17 protein-coding genes and 3 tRNA genes are annotated in these 15838 nt (G+C 62.4%); 17 read left to right on the top strand and 3 right to left on the bottom strand.

What is annotated here, in order from left to right:
- Position 1 precedes the first annotated feature (1 nt).
- Positions 2-799 carry a 2-oxo-tetronate isomerase gene (gene otnI / locus CK218_RS18710; RefSeq protein ID WP_095828503.1) on the top strand — a complete coding sequence of 266 codons (798 nt, stop codon included), beginning with the start codon at positions 2-4 and terminating at the stop codon, positions 797-799.
- A gap of 190 nt (positions 800-989) precedes the next feature.
- Entirely contained in the window at positions 990-1874 is an 885-nt protein-coding gene (locus CK218_RS18705) for a 2-hydroxy-3-oxopropionate reductase (protein WP_095828502.1), read from the top strand.
- A gap of 76 nt (positions 1875-1950) precedes the next feature.
- Here CK218_RS18705 and CK218_RS18700 read toward each other — a convergent pair whose 3' ends face one another.
- Positions 1951-2814 (bottom strand): RNA methyltransferase, encoded by an 864-nt coding sequence (locus CK218_RS18700; protein WP_095828501.1) that lies wholly within the window; start codon positions 2812-2814, stop codon positions 1951-1953.
- Positions 2815-3014: 200 nt separating this feature from the next.
- Between CK218_RS18700 and CK218_RS18695 the strand changes: the two genes are divergently transcribed.
- Positions 3015-3099: transfer RNA gene (locus tag CK218_RS18695), tRNA-Tyr, on the top strand.
- A gap of 68 nt (positions 3100-3167) precedes the next feature.
- Positions 3168-3241, top strand: a tRNA-Gly gene (locus CK218_RS18690).
- 76 nt (positions 3242-3317) lie between these two features.
- On the opposite strand, the gene CK218_RS18685 is transcribed toward CK218_RS18690, so the two are convergent.
- On the bottom strand, positions 3318-3770 hold the full coding sequence (locus CK218_RS18685) for a YidB family protein (protein ID WP_067321636.1): 453 nt from the start codon (positions 3768-3770) through the stop codon (positions 3318-3320).
- Between the two features lie 126 nt (positions 3771-3896).
- Between CK218_RS18685 and CK218_RS18680 the strand changes: the two genes are divergently transcribed.
- Complete coding sequence (locus CK218_RS18680; RefSeq protein ID WP_066989559.1) at positions 3897-4154, top strand: GlsB/YeaQ/YmgE family stress response membrane protein; 258 nt, start codon at positions 3897-3899, stop codon at positions 4152-4154.
- Positions 4155-4275: 121 nt separating this feature from the next.
- Positions 4276-5082, top strand: coding sequence for a sulfotransferase family 2 domain-containing protein (locus CK218_RS18675; protein ID WP_066989561.1), 807 nt, complete (start codon positions 4276-4278; stop codon positions 5080-5082).
- Between the two features lie 26 nt (positions 5083-5108).
- On the opposite strand, the gene CK218_RS18670 is transcribed toward CK218_RS18675, so the two are convergent.
- Positions 5109-5996, bottom strand: a complete 888-nt coding sequence (locus CK218_RS18670) for a DMT family transporter (RefSeq protein ID WP_095828500.1) — start codon at positions 5994-5996, stop codon at positions 5109-5111.
- Positions 5997-6280: 284 nt separating this feature from the next.
- On the opposite strand from CK218_RS18670, the gene tuf reads away from it, so the two are divergent.
- From tuf to rplJ, 11 genes are all read left to right on the top strand, one after another.
- Positions 6281-7456, top strand: a complete 1176-nt coding sequence (gene tuf / locus CK218_RS18665; RefSeq protein WP_066989565.1) for an elongation factor Tu — start codon at positions 6281-6283, stop codon at positions 7454-7456.
- Positions 7457-7813: 357 nt separating this feature from the next.
- The gene (locus tag CK218_RS18660) at positions 7814-9385 is read left to right on the top strand and encodes a hypothetical protein (protein WP_095828642.1); all 1572 of its coding nucleotides are present in this window, start codon (positions 7814-7816) and stop codon (positions 9383-9385) included.
- 251 nt (positions 9386-9636) lie between these two features.
- Complete coding sequence (locus tag CK218_RS18655; protein WP_095828641.1) at positions 9637-11181, top strand: hypothetical protein; 1545 nt, start codon at positions 9637-9639, stop codon at positions 11179-11181.
- Positions 11182-11279: 98 nt separating this feature from the next.
- The gene (locus CK218_RS18650) at positions 11280-11765 is read left to right on the top strand and encodes a group II truncated hemoglobin (protein WP_067321502.1); all 486 of its coding nucleotides are present in this window, start codon (positions 11280-11282) and stop codon (positions 11763-11765) included.
- Between the two features lie 88 nt (positions 11766-11853).
- Positions 11854-12363 carry a metal-dependent hydrolase gene (locus CK218_RS18645; protein ID WP_095828499.1) on the top strand — a complete coding sequence of 170 codons (510 nt, stop codon included), beginning with the start codon at positions 11854-11856 and terminating at the stop codon, positions 12361-12363.
- Positions 12364-12399: 36 nt separating this feature from the next.
- A tRNA-Trp gene (locus CK218_RS18640) sits at positions 12400-12475 on the top strand.
- A 358-nt stretch (positions 12476-12833) separates the two neighbouring features.
- Positions 12834-13037: a preprotein translocase subunit SecE gene (gene secE / locus CK218_RS18635; RefSeq protein WP_066989573.1), complete on the top strand. Its 204-nt coding sequence runs from the start codon at positions 12834-12836 to the stop codon at positions 13035-13037.
- A 27-nt stretch (positions 13038-13064) separates the two neighbouring features.
- Positions 13065-13589: a transcription termination/antitermination protein NusG gene (nusG, locus tag CK218_RS18630; protein WP_066989575.1), complete on the top strand. Its 525-nt coding sequence runs from the start codon at positions 13065-13067 to the stop codon at positions 13587-13589.
- 160 nt (positions 13590-13749) lie between these two features.
- Positions 13750-14178: a 50S ribosomal protein L11 gene (gene rplK, locus CK218_RS18625; RefSeq protein WP_059189557.1), complete on the top strand. Its 429-nt coding sequence runs from the start codon at positions 13750-13752 to the stop codon at positions 14176-14178.
- 4 nt (positions 14179-14182) lie between these two features.
- Entirely contained in the window at positions 14183-14881 is a 699-nt protein-coding gene (gene rplA, locus CK218_RS18620) for a 50S ribosomal protein L1 (RefSeq protein ID WP_066989577.1), read from the top strand.
- Between the two features lie 386 nt (positions 14882-15267).
- Positions 15268-15786 (top strand): 50S ribosomal protein L10, encoded by a 519-nt coding sequence (gene rplJ / locus CK218_RS18615; RefSeq protein ID WP_066989579.1) that lies wholly within the window; start codon positions 15268-15270, stop codon positions 15784-15786.
- Positions 15787-15838 lie beyond the last annotated feature (52 nt).

Raw genomic sequence — 15838 nt, 5'->3', positions numbered from 1 at the left:
AATGCCGCGTTTTTCAGCCAATCTTTCGATGCTCTTCGGGGAGCACGAATTCCTAGATCGTTTCGATGCCGCTGCCCGCGCCGGCTTCAAGGGCGTCGAATATATCGGGCCGTACGACCATGCGCCGGACGTTGTTGCCGCTCGCCTCAAGAAGAACGGCCTGACGCAGGTTCTCTTCAACCTGCCGGCCGGCGACTGGGCAAAGGGCGAGCGCGGCATTGCCGTGCTGCCCGACCGCGTGCCTGAATTTCGCCAGGGCGTCGCCAAGGCGATCACTTATGCGCACGCGGTTGGCTGCGAGCAGGTCAACTGCCTCGCCGGCATCGCGCCGCAGGGTGCCGATCGCACTACTTTGGAAAACGTCTTTGCCGAAAATCTCGCTTTCGCGGCCGAAAAGCTGGAGCAGGCCAGCATCAAGCTGCTGATCGAGCCGATCAACACTCGCGACATTCCGGGCTTCTTCCTGAATTACACCGATCAGGCGCTGGCGCTGATCGACCGCATCGGCTCGAAGAACCTGTTCCTGCAATACGACATTTATCACATGCAGATCATGGAGGGGGATCTCGCCCGTACCATCGAGGCAAACCTTGGCCGCATCGCGCATATCCAGCTTGCGGACAATCCCGGCCGTCACGAGCCGGGGACGGGCGAGATCAACTATCCCTTCCTCTACGACCATATCGACCGGCTCGGCTATCCCGGCTGGATCGGTGCCGAATACAAGCCGAAGGCCGGCACGGAGGTGGGACTCGGTTGGTTCCGTCAGTTCGCCGGGCAGGGGAGTGCGGCGGCTTAGGCGCTTCTCAACCAGCGTCGCCCCTGCCCCTCACCCTTACCCTCTCCCCGTGAAAAACGGGGAGAGGGGTCGCCAGCGCTGGAGCTTGTCTTATCTCCCCGTCCTTCACGGGGAGAAGGTGCCGGCAGGCGGATGAGGGGCGGCGCCAGCCTTCGATCCATTCGGACAAAGACCTTCAGGAGACCGCAAAATGGAAACCATCGGCTTCATTGGCCTCGGCATCATGGGCGGGCCGATGGCGGGCCATCTGCTCGACGCCGGCTATCCGATCATCGCCAGCGACCATCGCTCGAAGCCGCCGGCCGATCTCACGGCCAAGGGGCTGAAGACCGTCACCGGCCACGATGCGGTGGCCAGCGCCGCCGACATCATCATCACCATGGTGCCCGACACGCCGCAGGTGGCGGATGTGCTGTTCGGCGAAAACGGCGTCGCTTCAGCTCTGTCGAAAGGCAAGCTCGTCATCGACATGAGCTCGATCTCGCCGATCGCCACCAAGGACTTCGCCAAGAAAATCAACGATCTCGGCTGCGACTATCTCGACGCGCCGGTATCCGGCGGCGAGGTCGGCGCCAAGGCAGCCTCGCTTACCATCATGGTCGGCGGCGAGGACAAAGCGTTCGAGCGCGCCAGGCCGGTGTTCGAAAAGATGGGCAAGAACATCACGCTGGTCGGGCCGAACGGCGTCGGCCAGACCACCAAGGTCGCCAACCAGATCGTCGTGGCGCTCACCATCGAGGCGGTCGGCGAAGCCCTGGTCTTTGCATCAAAGGCCGGCGCCGATCCTGCAAAGGTTCGCCAAGCCCTGATGGGCGGTCTCGCCGCCTCGCGCATCCTCGAAGTGCATGGCGAGCGCATGATCAAGCGCACCTTCGCGCCCGGTTTCCGCATCGAACTGCACCAGAAGGACCTCAACCTCGCGCTGGAAGGCGCCAAGGCGCTCGGCGTTGCGCTCCCCAACACCTCGACCACGCAGCAACTGTTCAATTCCTGCGCCGCCAACGGCGGGGCGAAGGAGGATCACTCGGCGCTGGTCAGGGCGCTAGAGCGGATGGCGGGACACGAAGTGGCCTAGAAGCGAATAGCGAATAGGGAGTAGCGAATAGGGATTGCAGGCCGACGGGCCGCCGTGTTTCGCTATTCGCTATTCGCTATTCGCTATTCGCTAGGAATTTTCGCGCCGCATAAAGGCTCACCGCCGCGGCATTCGACACGTTGAGCGAGCGGATGGCGCCGGGCATGTCCAGGCGGGCAAGCGCCGTCACCGTCTCGCGCGTCTTCTGGCGCAAGCCCTTGCCCTCGGCGCCCAGAACCAGCGCAATTTTTCCTCCGGCGAAGCTCTTTTCCAGCTCCGCCGATCCCTCGGAATCGAGCCCGATCGTCTGGAAGCCGGCATCGTGCAGTTGACCCAGCGCGTCGGCCAGGTTCTTCACCTCGATCTGGTCGATGTGCTCCAGCGCGCCCGAGGCCGATTTCGCCAGCACGCCCGATTCCTGCGGGCTGTGGCGGGCCGTCGTGATCAGCGCGCCGGCGCCGAAAGCAACCGCGGAGCGCAGGATAGCGCCGACATTGTGCGGGTCGGTGACCTGGTCGAGCACCAGCACCAGCTTTGTGTCGCCGAGCGTGTCAAGGCGCTTGGGTTTAAGCGGTTCCGCCTCGATCAACACGCCCTGATGCACGGCGTCCGAGCCGGTGATTTTGTCGATATCTTTGGGCTCGACCAACTCGGTCTTGAAGGACAGGGCGGAAAGATCGCCGATCGCCAGCCTCTCGGCGGCATTGCGGGTCACTAGCATCTTTCTGATCTTGCGTCGCGGATTGTCGAGCGCGGCCCGCACCGTGTGCAGGCCGTAAAGCCGCACCAGTCCGTCGGCGGGGCCTTCGCCTGGCGGCACCGGTTGGCGCGGCCGGAATGCCGGCGCGCCGCCCGCCTTCTGGTCGCGATGCGCGCGCCTCAGCTTGGCGTAGTGGGTATCCTTCGGGGTGCCCGGTTTGCTGCTTTTGTTGTCGCTCATGCCGGCCTCTATAACCGTCCCGGCCGGCTAAGGATACGGGCTGCGGCGACGAATGCCGAACATCCTCGAAAAACCCTGGCCGCGCCGGTTGACACCCACCGGCCTTGCCGCCATAAGGCGCATCGCTGATTTCGGAGAAGATCCTTACTCGGGCTCCGGGTCGGCTGAAATGCCTCGTTGCATGGCTCCGGCGGCAGACTGGAGAGGTGCCCGAGTGGTTAAAGGGGACGGACTGTAAATCCGTTGGCTTAGCCTACGTTGGTTCGAATCCAACCCTCTCCACCACTGCCGGCCCGGAAGCCCTGAAACGAAAAGCACCGGAAGTGTGCCACTGTTTTCCGATGCTAGCGCAGGCGGGTATAGCTCAGTGGTAGAGCAGCAGCCTTCCAAGCTGAATATGCGGGTTCGATTCCCGCTACCCGCTCCAGATCTTTCTCCTCTTATGCCTCAAATGAAAGACGCCGAGCACCCGTGGCGCGCGGCGTGTTCGGCCCGCCTTGTGCTTAGCTGTTGAAAGCCGATGTCACCTGATGTTGTGGCGGGACTTGGCCGTTCGGCGTCAGCTTGTCGACAACGCCGGGCAGCGCCGTGGACAATTGCTGCAGCAGCTCCTGCTCGTTCATACCGGTACGTTGCGCGATCTCGCGGATCACCGCCGGCCCCAGCGCCGAGCCGAGATCGTTGGCGTTGATCGGCCGGTTCTGGCCGGTGCCGACCCAGGAATCGGCTACGCCGCCGTGGCCGGCGTCTCGCAGTCTGTCGAGCAGCCCGCCCAGTCCGCCGAGCAGGCCGCCATCGGCGGAGGTTCCGGCGGGAGTTGGGGCGGGGGCCTGAGCTTCGGCTGGCTGTTCCTCGCTTCTGCCGCTCAGCATCTTGCCGACCAACAGCGCGCCGAGCGCGATCATCAGGGGTTTGGTGATGTTGCCGCCGGGAACGGCGTTGTCAAAAAGGCCCATCATGGATCTCCTATCAACCAAGTCCACCCGGCGCCAGAATGGCTCAACCGGGGGGATTTTCAAGCTGTCTTGAGCTTTTGACAATCATATGAAAATGATTGGCAGCGGGGGGATTGGAGGGAAGAAATGGGCATCATCAGCTGGATCATTCTCGGCGCGATCGCCGGCTTCATCGGCAGCAAGATCGTCAACAAGACCGGTCAGGGCTTGATCATGGACATCGTGCTCGGCATCGTCGGCGCGATCGTCGGTGGCGTGATCTTCAGCGCCTTCGGCGCATCGGGCGTCACCGGCCTCAACATCTGGAGCCTGATTGTCGCCGTCATCGGCTCGGTCGTCGTGCTCTGGGCTTATCACCAGTTCTCCGGCAGGCGCACGCTGTAGAACGGTCGAACGATCGGCGAAACCACGGCTCGATCGCCGTGGTGGGATCGTCAGCCGAGCGCTGGTCGTCGAACGCGACCGCGCTGCGTATTGGCATTGGATGGCGTGGGGCGGAACGGCGATGGCGGTCCAGATTCAAGGCCTTCCAGTCACCTATTATCCAATCCCGAAAAGCGGCACCAGCAGCGTCAAATATGCGCTGATGGCGCTCGGCGGCAAGGAAGCCACTCTGCTTGACCCGGACAACGACGTCCACAGTCAAATTGCAACCAATTGGGCCGATCCGTTCGAGCCGGTCTATGACGGCCTCAGCGGTAAATTCACGATCGTTCGTGATCCGCTGGAGCGGCTGCTCTCGGCTTATTCGAGCAGGATATTGGACACCGATGTCCTACGGTCACGCTCGCCCAACCTTGAGTTGCTCGAGAGCTTTGGGCTGCCGACCAACCCGGATCCCGATACCTTCATCCTCAACATCGAAAAATACTGCGCGTGCTCAGGGGACATCCACTTTCACGTCGCCTCGCCACGCCGCTTCATCGGTTCCAGCCTGTTCCTGTTCGAGCACGTCTTCAAATTCGAGGACATGGACAAGGTCGGCGCCTTCCTGTCCACGGTCAGCGGCAAGACAGTCTCTATGCCGCGGCTGCAGGCAGCCCGGGGCAAGGTCAGTCCCTCGGATCTTTCCCCCGCGGCGTTCAGAAGGGCGATGCGCTTCTGCCGCTACGACTACGGTTTCCTTGTCGACTATTACGATCCGGCACGATGGGGAGGCATCCCCCAAGGCGATCCCGATGAGACGTCCTCGCTGCATGTCGCCGGCGATCTGACGGCTTTTCGCAACGGCCGTCTGGTCTACCCGCGGACGCTGCGCAACCTCGTCGGTTTCCTTGCCAAACGTCCGCTGAAGAAAAGGGTGGGGCTGTAGCGTTCAGCTTTTCAGTCCGGACGACCTCAGGCCACAATGCTCAAGCGCCTCCTTCGCTCGTCGAGCGAGACGATGGCGAGGCCGCTGCCGATCACCAGGAGAATGCCGCAGACGGCGAGCGCGTTGGGGAGCTGCCCGAACACCAAAAGGCCGGAAATCACCGCCCAGACGGTGAAGCAATAATAGAAGGGCGCCACCGCGCTTGTCGGTCCGACGCGATAGGCCATGAAGATGAAGAAGTGACCGAAGATCAGGAACAGGCCGGCGCCGGCAAGCAAAAGGAGATGACGGCCCTCCGGCATCACCCACTGTTCCGAGACAAGGTGTGCGACACCTGAGCCGAGCAGCACGACAACCACGGCGGAGATGGCGACAATCATGCCGGGCACCTCGGCGCCCACCTTACGTCCGGCGAGGTCGCGCGTCGCGGCCAGGGCCGCGTTGCCCAGCGCCAGCAAGGCATAGATGGAAATGCCCTGCATCGTCGGTTGCGCCACCATGACGGCGCCGACAAAGCCGAGGCTAATCAGCGCCATTCGCACGGCGCCGATCTTCTCGCCGAAAAGGAGCGAGGACCCGACCAGCACGATGAGCGGCGTGATCTGCCCGAGCGCCGTCGAATCGGCGATCGGCATGTTGGCCAACGCCACGACGTAGCAAAGGATCGCCGCCAGCTCGCAAAGGTTCCGGCGCAGCACCTTGCGTTCGAACAGCAGCGGGATCTGCCTGCCATAGCCCAGCATGAAAAGCAGCGGCATGCCCCACAGTGTGGCGGCCGCGCCACGCAGCAGCAGCACCTCATAAGGCGGCAGCCCTGCGGTCGCGAGCTTCATCATCGTGTCATTGACGAGGTAGGAGCCCGTCGAGACGATCATGAACAGCGGACCGCGGATATTTGCCGGAATGAATTGCATTGGCTGAAGAAATCAGAGCCGGATCGGGGCGGCAATGGGCCAGTTCCGGCCGATCGGGCGTCTACCCGCGCGAAACTTGTCGATGAGCTAGCCGAGGCAAGACGCGCGGATTTGAATTCGCCTGTCGCGATCCTATATCCGCGCCATACCCCTGAAATCAGATCATTGGTTCGGCTCGAGCGAGACAACGCTCAACCACAAGGCACTTGTGTTTTGCGGCCGTTGTCGCTAATCGCCCCGCATTCGACTGAACTGAAGGTCAAGGCCGCCCAAGGAAAGAGACTATGGCAAAAGGTAAATTCGAGCGCACCAAGCCGCATGTGAACATTGGCACGATCGGCCACGTCGATCATGGCAAGACGTCGCTGACGGCGGCGATCACGAAGTATTTTGGCGAATACAAGCGCTATGACCAGATCGACGCGGCGCCGGAAGAGAAGGCGCGCGGCATCACCATCTCGACGGCGCATGTCGAGTACGAGACGGCCAACCGTCACTACGCCCATGTCGACTGCCCCGGCCATGCCGACTATGTGAAGAACATGATCACCGGCGCCGCGCAGATGGACGGCGCGATCCTGGTGGTTTCGGCCGCCGATGGCCCGATGCCGCAGACCCGCGAGCACATCCTTTTGGCCCGCCAGGTCGGCGTGCCCTCGATCGTGGTGTTCCTGAACAAGGTCGACCAGGTCGACGACGCCGAGCTGCTCGAGCTGGTCGAGCTCGAGGTTCGCGAACTGCTGACCAAGAACGAGTTCCCCGGCGACGACATTCCGATCGTCAAAGGTTCGGCTCTGGCCGCTCTGGAAGATTCGAACAAGACCATCGGCGAGGATGCCATCCGCGAGCTGATGGCGCAGGTCGACGCCTATATCCCGACGCCGGTCCGTCCGCTGGACAAGCCGTTCCTGATGCCGATCGAGGACGTGTTCTCGATCTCGGGCCGCGGCACGGTCGTGACCGGCCGCGTCGAGCGCGGCGTGGTCAAGGTCGGCGAGGAATTGGAGATCGTCGGCATCCGTCCGACGGCCAAGACCACCTGCACGGGCGTCGAGATGTTCCGCAAGCTGCTCGACCAGGGCCAGGCCGGCGACAACATCGGTGCGCTGTTGCGCGGCATCGACCGCGAGGGTGTCGAGCGCGGCCAGGTTCTGGCCAAGCCGGGTTCGGTGAAGCCGCACAAGAAGTTCGTGGCCGAAGCCTACATCCTGACCAAGGACGAGGGCGGCCGTCACACGCCGTTCTTCACCAACTACCGTCCGCAGTTCTACTTCCGCACCACCGACGTGACCGGCATCGTGACGCTGCCGGCCGGCACCGAGATGGTGATGCCCGGCGACAACATCACCGTCGACGTCGAGCTGATCGTGCCGATCGCCATGGAAGAGAAGCTGCGCTTCGCCATCCGTGAAGGCGGCCGCACCGTCGGTGCCGGCATCGTCGTCACCATCAAAGAATAATCGATCCGGCACTTGCTGGTTCGACAAGGAAAGGGCGGACTTCGGGCCGCCCTTTTTGTTTCTCACGTTGCTGCGGAGTCGAACATTCGAGGTGATGCAAAAGCTATTGCAACCACCGCCGCCGCAACTATCATAGGTTGCGGCAGGGGCTTCGCCAACATGATTTCCGGGCGTCATTCAAACGGTATGGCATTATGGTGCCGCGGGCTGGTTCGTGTGATACCGGTCCTTGCGGTAGTGATGGTTGCCTTTGCAGCGAAGGCCGAGGATTTTTACCCGAAGACACCCTCCGATCCGAGGACATGGAATCCAAACACCTGGTACCTTCCAGGAATGTTCTCCAATGATTTCTCGGAGATGCGGTTTGTTGTTGTGCGGAGCAGCGCCACCGGCTGCGAGCCTAAGTGTCCGGAATGGATCTCGGCGGAGGGCGCCATCGAAGCCGGCACACCGGCTAAGCTAAAGCGAATATTGAAGGCGCTCGGCCGCCGCCAATTGCCGATTATCGTCAATTCCCCGGGCGGCAATGTCGATGCTGCGCTTCAGCTTGGCCGAATAATCCGCAAGAACAAGCTGGATGTCGCTGTCGGGGTGACCAAATTTTTCGGATGCTGGCCGGGGATGGACGACTGCCGAGCCAACGATGGCAAGGGCGCCGCCTATTTCGGCACAGCCTCAGACGGCGGCGCCATGTGCAATTCTGCCTGTCCGCTGATGTTTGCCGGCGGCGTCCGCCGCTTGGCAGGTGGCTGGGCCTATCTGGGTGTCCATCAGATCACCACCACCTATTTCCCCGCCAAACGGCAATATCGAACCACCTATCGAGTTGTGCGGGGCAAAAAATATCAGGTCACCACGGAAACCATCACTCAGGGCGAGAGCTACAAGACCTATGAAATGAGCAGGGCGGTTTCGAGGAGGCTCTCGGCCTATCTCAGGGAGATGGGTGTCGGGCAGGGCGTGCTGGATACGATGAAAGCCACGCCGGCCAGCGAAATCCGGCAGATCGCTCTCCAAGATATGCTGACAATGAAGCTGGCAACCGGCACGGAGACTGTCGACCTATTGACCAGCGCAAGCTTGTGCATGCTCGACAAGTCGGCCCCGAGTTGCCGAGAAACACCGGGGAATGCCAGCCCGGCCAAGATGGTATCGACGAAAGCGAAGGCCGTACCTCCTCAAAAGGCTGAAGCCTCGCTTTCCCCGCCGGCCAAGGTCGCGCCCATTAAGCCGTTCCAGGGAGCGGCAGGAAATGCCGCGCCGGAGATGCGTTTCGTGGTCGTTCGCGGCAGCGATCCGCTCTGCGATCCCGACTGCCCGGAATGGATTTCGGCGGAAGGCGCGGTCACCCCTCGAACCCCGCAAAAACTTCGCCAGTTGCTCGCCGCGCTCGACAACCCGCGACTTCCCATTGTGATCAGCTCACGAGGCGGCGACTTGTTCGGCGCCTTGGCCGCAGGGCGGCTTATCCACGAACGCAAGCTAGACGTCGTCGTCGCCCGCACCAATATCCTGGGTTGCAACCCGCCCGGGGCGGGCTGTCTTGACGACAATGGCGCCTATGTCGGGCTGATCAGCCAATTCGGAGTGGAGTGCGATTCAGCCTGCGCACTCATGCTCGCCGGCGGCGCCAGGCGGCTGGTCGACCCCAAGGCGCGGCTCAGCGTGTCCTCGATGGGACAGAAGCGGATTGTCAAAGCCTATTTGGACGAGATGGCGATCAGCCCAGGCCTGTTCGCAGCGATAGATCAGAGTTCGGTCGAGCGTCAGCTTGAACCCGATGTAATGCTCAAGGTCGGGCTGGTGACCGGGCCGGACACGTCGGACACGCTGACTGGCCCCGCCATTTGCAGGTCCTCGCCAAAGCCGGACAATTGCCGGCTCCCGCCCTCCGCCAACGCCCAGGCAAAGATGCCGCCAGAACTTTAGCGTTGTCGCGACGAAGTCGAGGCAGCAGCCGTCAGGCTGGCATTGCTCGCACCCTCTTCAATTCTATTGCAAGCATCGTCGCCGTAACTAGTATGGGTTGGACCGAGGGCTTGGCAGGCGTGATTTCCGCGTTCCTTTCAAAGGGTATTTCGTGGCCGCTAGGGCTGGTTCGGCTCGGGCTGGCCATCGCTATTGGGCTTACCGCGTTTGCCGCCGCAGCGAAGGAAACGCCGCCGGATTACGGCCCTGCCATGCGCTTCGTCGTGGTGCGCAGCAGCGCGCCAGGCTGCGAGCCGAGCTGCCCGGAATGGATTTCTGCCGAAGGCAGCATCGAGGCCGGCACGCCGGCGCGGTTCAAGCGCCTCTTGAAGACGCTCGGCGGCCGGCAACTGCCGATCGTCGTCAATTCTCCTGGAGGCAATGTCGACGCCGCGCTCCAACTCGGCCGTATGATCCGTAAGAACAAGCTCGACATCGCCGTGGGCACTACGGGGTTTTCCGGTTGCTCGCCCGAAATGAAGAACTGCCGGGACAATGACAGTAAGAACACGCCGTATTCCGGCATCGCCTACGACAGCGGCGCCATGTGCAATTCCGCATGTCCCCTGATGTTTGCCGGCGGCGTCCGCCGTGTGGTCGGCGAGTGGGCTTTTCTCGGAGTTCATCAGATCACCACGACATATCACAGGGAAAAGCTGCTCTACCGCACCACCTACAGAATTGTGAACGGCAAGAAGAAGGTCCTCAGCACCAAGGTCGTCAGCCGCAAGAATGCCGGCAGCTACAAGACCTACGAGATGAGCAAGGCGGTCGAGAAACGGCTGTCCGGCTATCTGAAAGAAATGGGTATTGGGCAGGGCGTGCTGGACGTGATGAAAGCGACGCCGGCAAGCGACATAAAGCAGATCGAGCCCGACGATATGCTGGATATGAAGCTCGTCACCAGCCTCGATTCCCTCGACCTGATGACCGAAGCAGCCATATGCCGGCGCGATCCGGTGCCAGCGAACTGCCGCGAGATACCGGCCAACGGCAAGGCCAAGCCGGCCGAGGTGGCGACGGTCGCGGCCAAACCGGCCTACAGCCAGCCGGCGGAGGCAGCATCACCGCCAAAGCCGCAGCAGGAAATGCGTTTCGTCCTCGTTCGCGGCAGCAATCCGCTCTGCAACCCCGACTGTCCGGAATGGATTTCGGCGGAGGGAACGATCATTGCCGGCACGCCCGACAGGCTGCGCGAGCTGCTGGACAAGGTCGGCGGGCGCAGGCTGCCCATCGTCCTCAACTCACAGGGCGGCGATGTCCAGGGCGCGCTCGCCGCCGGCCGGCTGATCCGCGAGCGCAGATTGGATGTTGCGGTCGCCCGGACGGATTTTCTCGATTGCGATCCCGGCACGGCAGGGTGCGTCTCCAAGGACAACCTTCATAATGGTCTCACCGTTGAAGCCGGCGCCGAATGCGATACAGCCTGCGTGCTGATGATCGCCGGCGGCACCAGGCGCTTGGTAGGCGCCGATACGCGTTTCCTGGTGCATTCCATGGGCATGGAAGACAAGGTCCGGTCGTATCTCGAGGAGATGGCGATCGGCTCGGGCTTGTTCGTCGCGATGCAGTCGGCCCAATCCGCCAAGCACAGGGAGCTCAGCCAGGACGAATTGGCGGGGTTCGGGCTCACCACCAGCCGCCAGTCGGTAGACGCTCTGACGGGCGCCACTATCTGCAAATCTTCGCCAAAACCCGATAACTGCCGGGTTCTGCCGTCCGCCAACGCCGAAGCGGAATCGCCGGCCAAGCTTTAGCAGCATTCGGCGCCATGCCAGCACTGGCCATGGAGGCAGGTTGAGCCGGCTCCGAGCTTGCCGCTATCCTTCTAGGCTCAAACGTAGGAGGACCGGAGATGAGCGAGGGCGTCCCGACTTTGTTCGAATGGGCCGGCGGCAGCGAGGCGCTCAACCGGCTGACGCAGATCTTTTACAACAGAGTGACCTTGGACCCGATCGTCGGTCCGGTGTTCAGGCACATGTCGCCGGACCATCCGGCGCATGTCGCCGCCTTCATCGGCGAGGTTTTCGGCGGGCCGAAGACCTACAGCGAACGGCATGGTGGCCACCGCGAGATGGTCAGGCATCATCTCGGCAAGCATCTGACCGAGGAGCAGCGCCGGCGCTGGATCAACCTTCTGGCGGACGCGGCGGACGAAGCCGGCCTGCCGGACGATCCCGAGTTCCGTTCCGCCTTGATGGGCTATGTCGAGTGGGGATCGCGGCTGGCCAAGATTAATTCCAATCTCGGCGAGACTTGCGACCCTGAGACCGAGCCAATGCCAAGCTGGGGCTGGGGCGTGCCGGGCGGGCCTTACAAGCCGCCGGCCGGGAAATCGTAGCCGAAGATGCTGGGTTTCTGCAAAATTCCGAAAAGATGACGCCGCAAAGACACCGCAGGGTCGTTGCATCAATGTGAGACGACCTTGCATGCTGATTGCCCATCTCCCATCGGGCTATATTCTGGGAAGGCTCGCGCGAAGACGGCGACGGGAGGCATCCGATGTGGTGGCTGCCGCAATGCTCGGCAGCGTCATCCCGGACATCGACATGCTCTATTTTTACCTGATCGATGGCGGTCGCACGCACCATCATGCCTACATCACGCATTGGCCGTTGTTCTGGGCCACGATCGGGACGGTAGGCGTGTCGGTCGGTCGGTTGTTGGGGTCGCGGCGTCTGCCGTCGATCGCCATCTTCTTAGCCGGAGCCATGTTGCATATGGCGCTCGACACGGTGGCATCGCCGATCATGTGGTTGGCGCCGTTCAGTCATCGCCCGTTTGAGCTCGTGGCGGTTTCGGCCAGCCATGGGAACTGGGTCCTGAGCTTCGTTCTGCATTGGACTTTCGCGCTTGAACTCGTGATCTGCGCATGGGCCCTGCGGCTTGGATGGCTGCGATCGCCGCTTCCAGCCGACGCGTCTCAAAAGGGCTCTTGAGTTCTCATCGGCTTTGTGAAATAGCAGCGCCCGTATACGGGCATAGCTCAGTTGGTAGAGCGGCGGTCTCCAAAACCGCAGGTCGTAGGTTCGAGCCCTGCTGCCCGTGCCACCTCCCATGGCAGACTGAGGGTGGGTGCGCTCCGCCGTTGAAAACCGGGGGGCGGCTTGCCATATAGCGAAAACTGGGGCATAAGGCCCCGCATAGCCGGGACGGAACGACTGGATGGTTCCGAGGCGGCGCTAAAACATAAAGCGGAACACTTGCCACTTGCGTGGACCAAGAATCGGTTTTATGTAGACTGAACAGACACGCGACGCGTGGAGCTGGGAAGCCGGCTTTACGCGTCTGATTTGCGTGGGCGAAATGGTGGTGCTGATTCGGCGCCGGCACGAAGTCCAGGCGGCACGTCCCGGCCAGCGGGATCATCCAGGAGACCCGGCCAACGGGTCTTGAAGACAGGCGGCAGATGGCTTCGAAAACCACAAACCCTTTCACATTTCTCCAGCAGGTTCGCGCGGAGACGGCCAAGGTGACATGGCCCTCGCGCCGCGAGACTATGATCTCGACGGTAATGGTCCTGGTTTTTGCGCTCATCGCCATGATCTTCTTCTTCACCGCCGACATAGCCATGGGCTATGCGATCGAGTGGATTCTGGGCCTCGGACATTAAGTTCGGCGATTACGGAGAGGTCGTGAAATGACGCGGTGGTACATCGTCCACGCTTATTCGAACTTCGAGAAGAAGGTCGCCGAGGACATCGAGAACAAGGCCAAGCAGAAGGGCCTGTCGGGCGAGATCGAGCAGATCGTGGTGCCGACGGAGAAGGTCGTCGAGATACGCCGCGGCCGCAAGGTCGATGCGGAGCGCAAGTTCTTCCCCGGTTATGTGCTCTTGAAGGCCAACCTGACGGACGCCGTATTCTCGCTGGTCAAGAACACGCCGAAGGTCACCGGCTTCCTCGGAGACTCCAAGCCCGTGCCGATCACCGAGGCCGAGGCGCAACGCATCCTGAACCAGGTTCAGGAAGGCGTCGAGCGTCCGAAGCCGTCGGTCACCTTCGAGATCGGCGAGGCGATCCGCGTCTCGGACGGTCCGTTCGCGTCGTTCAACGGCTTCGTCCAGGAAGTGGACGAGGAGCGGGCGCGCCTCAAGGTGGAAGTTTCGATCTTCGGGCGCGCGGTGCCCGTCGATCTCGAATTCGGACAGGTCGAAAAGGGCTGATCCGAAGGTCCCCGTCCGACAGGCGAAGGGATCGGCGGCGCGAAGGAATGGCGCTGCCATGAACGGGTGGGAGGCGAATGCGGCTTAGCCGGCCGCTGGAACCGCACCACCAGACTGCAACCGCCGGTTTTCCCGGCATGAGATAAAGGCAGGAATAGAGATGGCTAAGAAAGTTGCAGGCCAGCTCAAGCTCCAGGTTGCCGCGGGCTCGGCCACGCCGTCGCCCCCGATCGGCCCGGCGCTAGGTCAGCGCGGCATAAACATCATGGAGTTCTGCAAGGCGTTCAACGCGCAGACCCAGGAACTGGAGAAGGGCTCGCCCATCCCGGTCGTCATCACCTACTACCAGGACAAGTCGTTCACCTTCGTCATGAAGACGCCGCCGGTGAGCTACTTCCTGAAGAAGGCCGCCAACCTGAAGTCTGGTTCGAAAGAGCCGGGCAAGGTCAAGGCCGGCACGATCTCGCGCGACAAGGTGCGCCAGATCGCCGAGCAGAAGATGAAGGACCTGAACGCAAACGACGTCGAAGCGGCCATGCGCATGGTCGAGGGCTCCGCCCGCTCGATGGGCCTGGAAGTGGTGGGCTAAGATCATGGCAAAGATTGCAAAGCGTGTTGCCAAGAGCCGTGAAGGCATCGACCCGAACAAGGCCTATGCGCTCTCTGAGGCGCTGCAGCTGCTGAAGGACCGGTCCACGGTGAAGTTCGACGAGACGGTCGAGGTCGCGATGAATCTCGGCGTCGATCCGCGCCATGCGGACCAGATGGTCCGCGGCGTTGTCAACCTGCCGAACGGCACTGGCCGGTCGGTGCGCGTCGCCGTGTTCGCGCGCGGCGACAAGGCCGAGGAGGCCAAGGCGGCCGGCGCCGATATCGTTGGCGCCGAGGACCTGGTCGACATCGTCCAGAAGGGCACGATCGATTTCGATCGCTGCATCGCCACCCCGGACATGATGCCGCTGGTCGGCCGCCTGGGTAAGGTGCTCGGCCCGCGCGGCATGATGCCGAACCCGAAGGTCGGCACCGTGACCCCCGATGTCGCGGCCGCCGTCAAGGCCTCGAAGGGCGGCGCCGTCGAGTTCCGCGTCGAGAAGGCCGGCATCGTCCAGGCCGGCGTCGGCAAGGTCTCGTTCGACGTCAAGGCGCTGGAAGAGAATGTGCGGGCCTTCGCCGATGCGGTGAACAAGGCCAAGCCCGCCGGCGCCAAGGGCAACTACGTCAAGAAGGTGTCGGTCACCTCGACGATGGGTCCCGGCCTCAAGCTCGACATCGCGACGCTCGCCGCGTCGTAAATGTCGCCTGACCGGCTTCTGGCCGGTCGCAAAAGAATTCCGGACCGCCGATCCGTCGGCGGCCCGGTAACCCGGAGGCCGAAAGGTTTCCGGATATCCTGTCCGAGATTGCAGGCGGCCGGCCTTGGTTCAAAAGGGGGCCTTAATTCATGTGGGCCTGCATGAGACGGGTGAAGACCCGACAAAGGAGCGAAAAGCTCCAATGAAAGGTTCGAACCGTGTTTGCCTTTTGTCAGCACATCAACCGGCTTTGCCGGCGGATGTGGCGAAAGGGGGCAGGATCCTCGAGCGCCGTTCGGGAGATCCGTTTGTGGATGGCCCGGCCGGCAAAAGGCAACCCGACTTCTGACCTCGTGAATGGGGCAGGGGTCAACTGGAGATAGGCAGTGGACAGAGCGGAAAAACGCGAACTCGTCACGGGCCTGAACGAAGCGTTCTCGAACGCGGGTTCAGTCGTCGTGGCCCACTACGCCGGTATCACCGTCGCGCAAATGAACGACCTTCGGTCGAAGATGCGCGCCGCCGGTGGCACCGTCAAAGTCGCGAAGAACCGTCTCGCCAAGATCGCTCTTCAGGGCACGGACTCCGCATCGATCGTCGATCTGTTCAAGGGACAGACGCTGATCGCTTATTCGGAGGATCCGGTTGCGGCGCCGAAGATCGCGTCCGAGTTCGCCAAGGGGAATGACAAGCTGATCATTCTCGGCGGCGCAATGGGCTCGACCTCGCTCAACGCCGACGGTGTCAAGGCACTCGCCACGATGCCGTCGCTCGACGAGCTGCGCGCCAAGCTGGTTGGCATGATCGCCACGCCGGCAACCCGGATCGCCCAGATCGTCAATGCGCCCGCGGCTTCGGTCGCGCGCGTCATCGGCGCTTACGCCCGGAAGGACGAGGCGGCATGAGGCCGTTCCTCGCTGTCAACAACACACGTTCGAACCAAGTAAAGGAATACAC

Origin of the sequence: Mesorhizobium sp. WSM3879 (assembly GCF_002294915.1) — a bacterium.
GTDB lineage: Bacteria > Pseudomonadota > Alphaproteobacteria > Rhizobiales > Rhizobiaceae > Mesorhizobium.
This window is presented reverse-complemented; position numbering and strand designations above follow the sequence as displayed.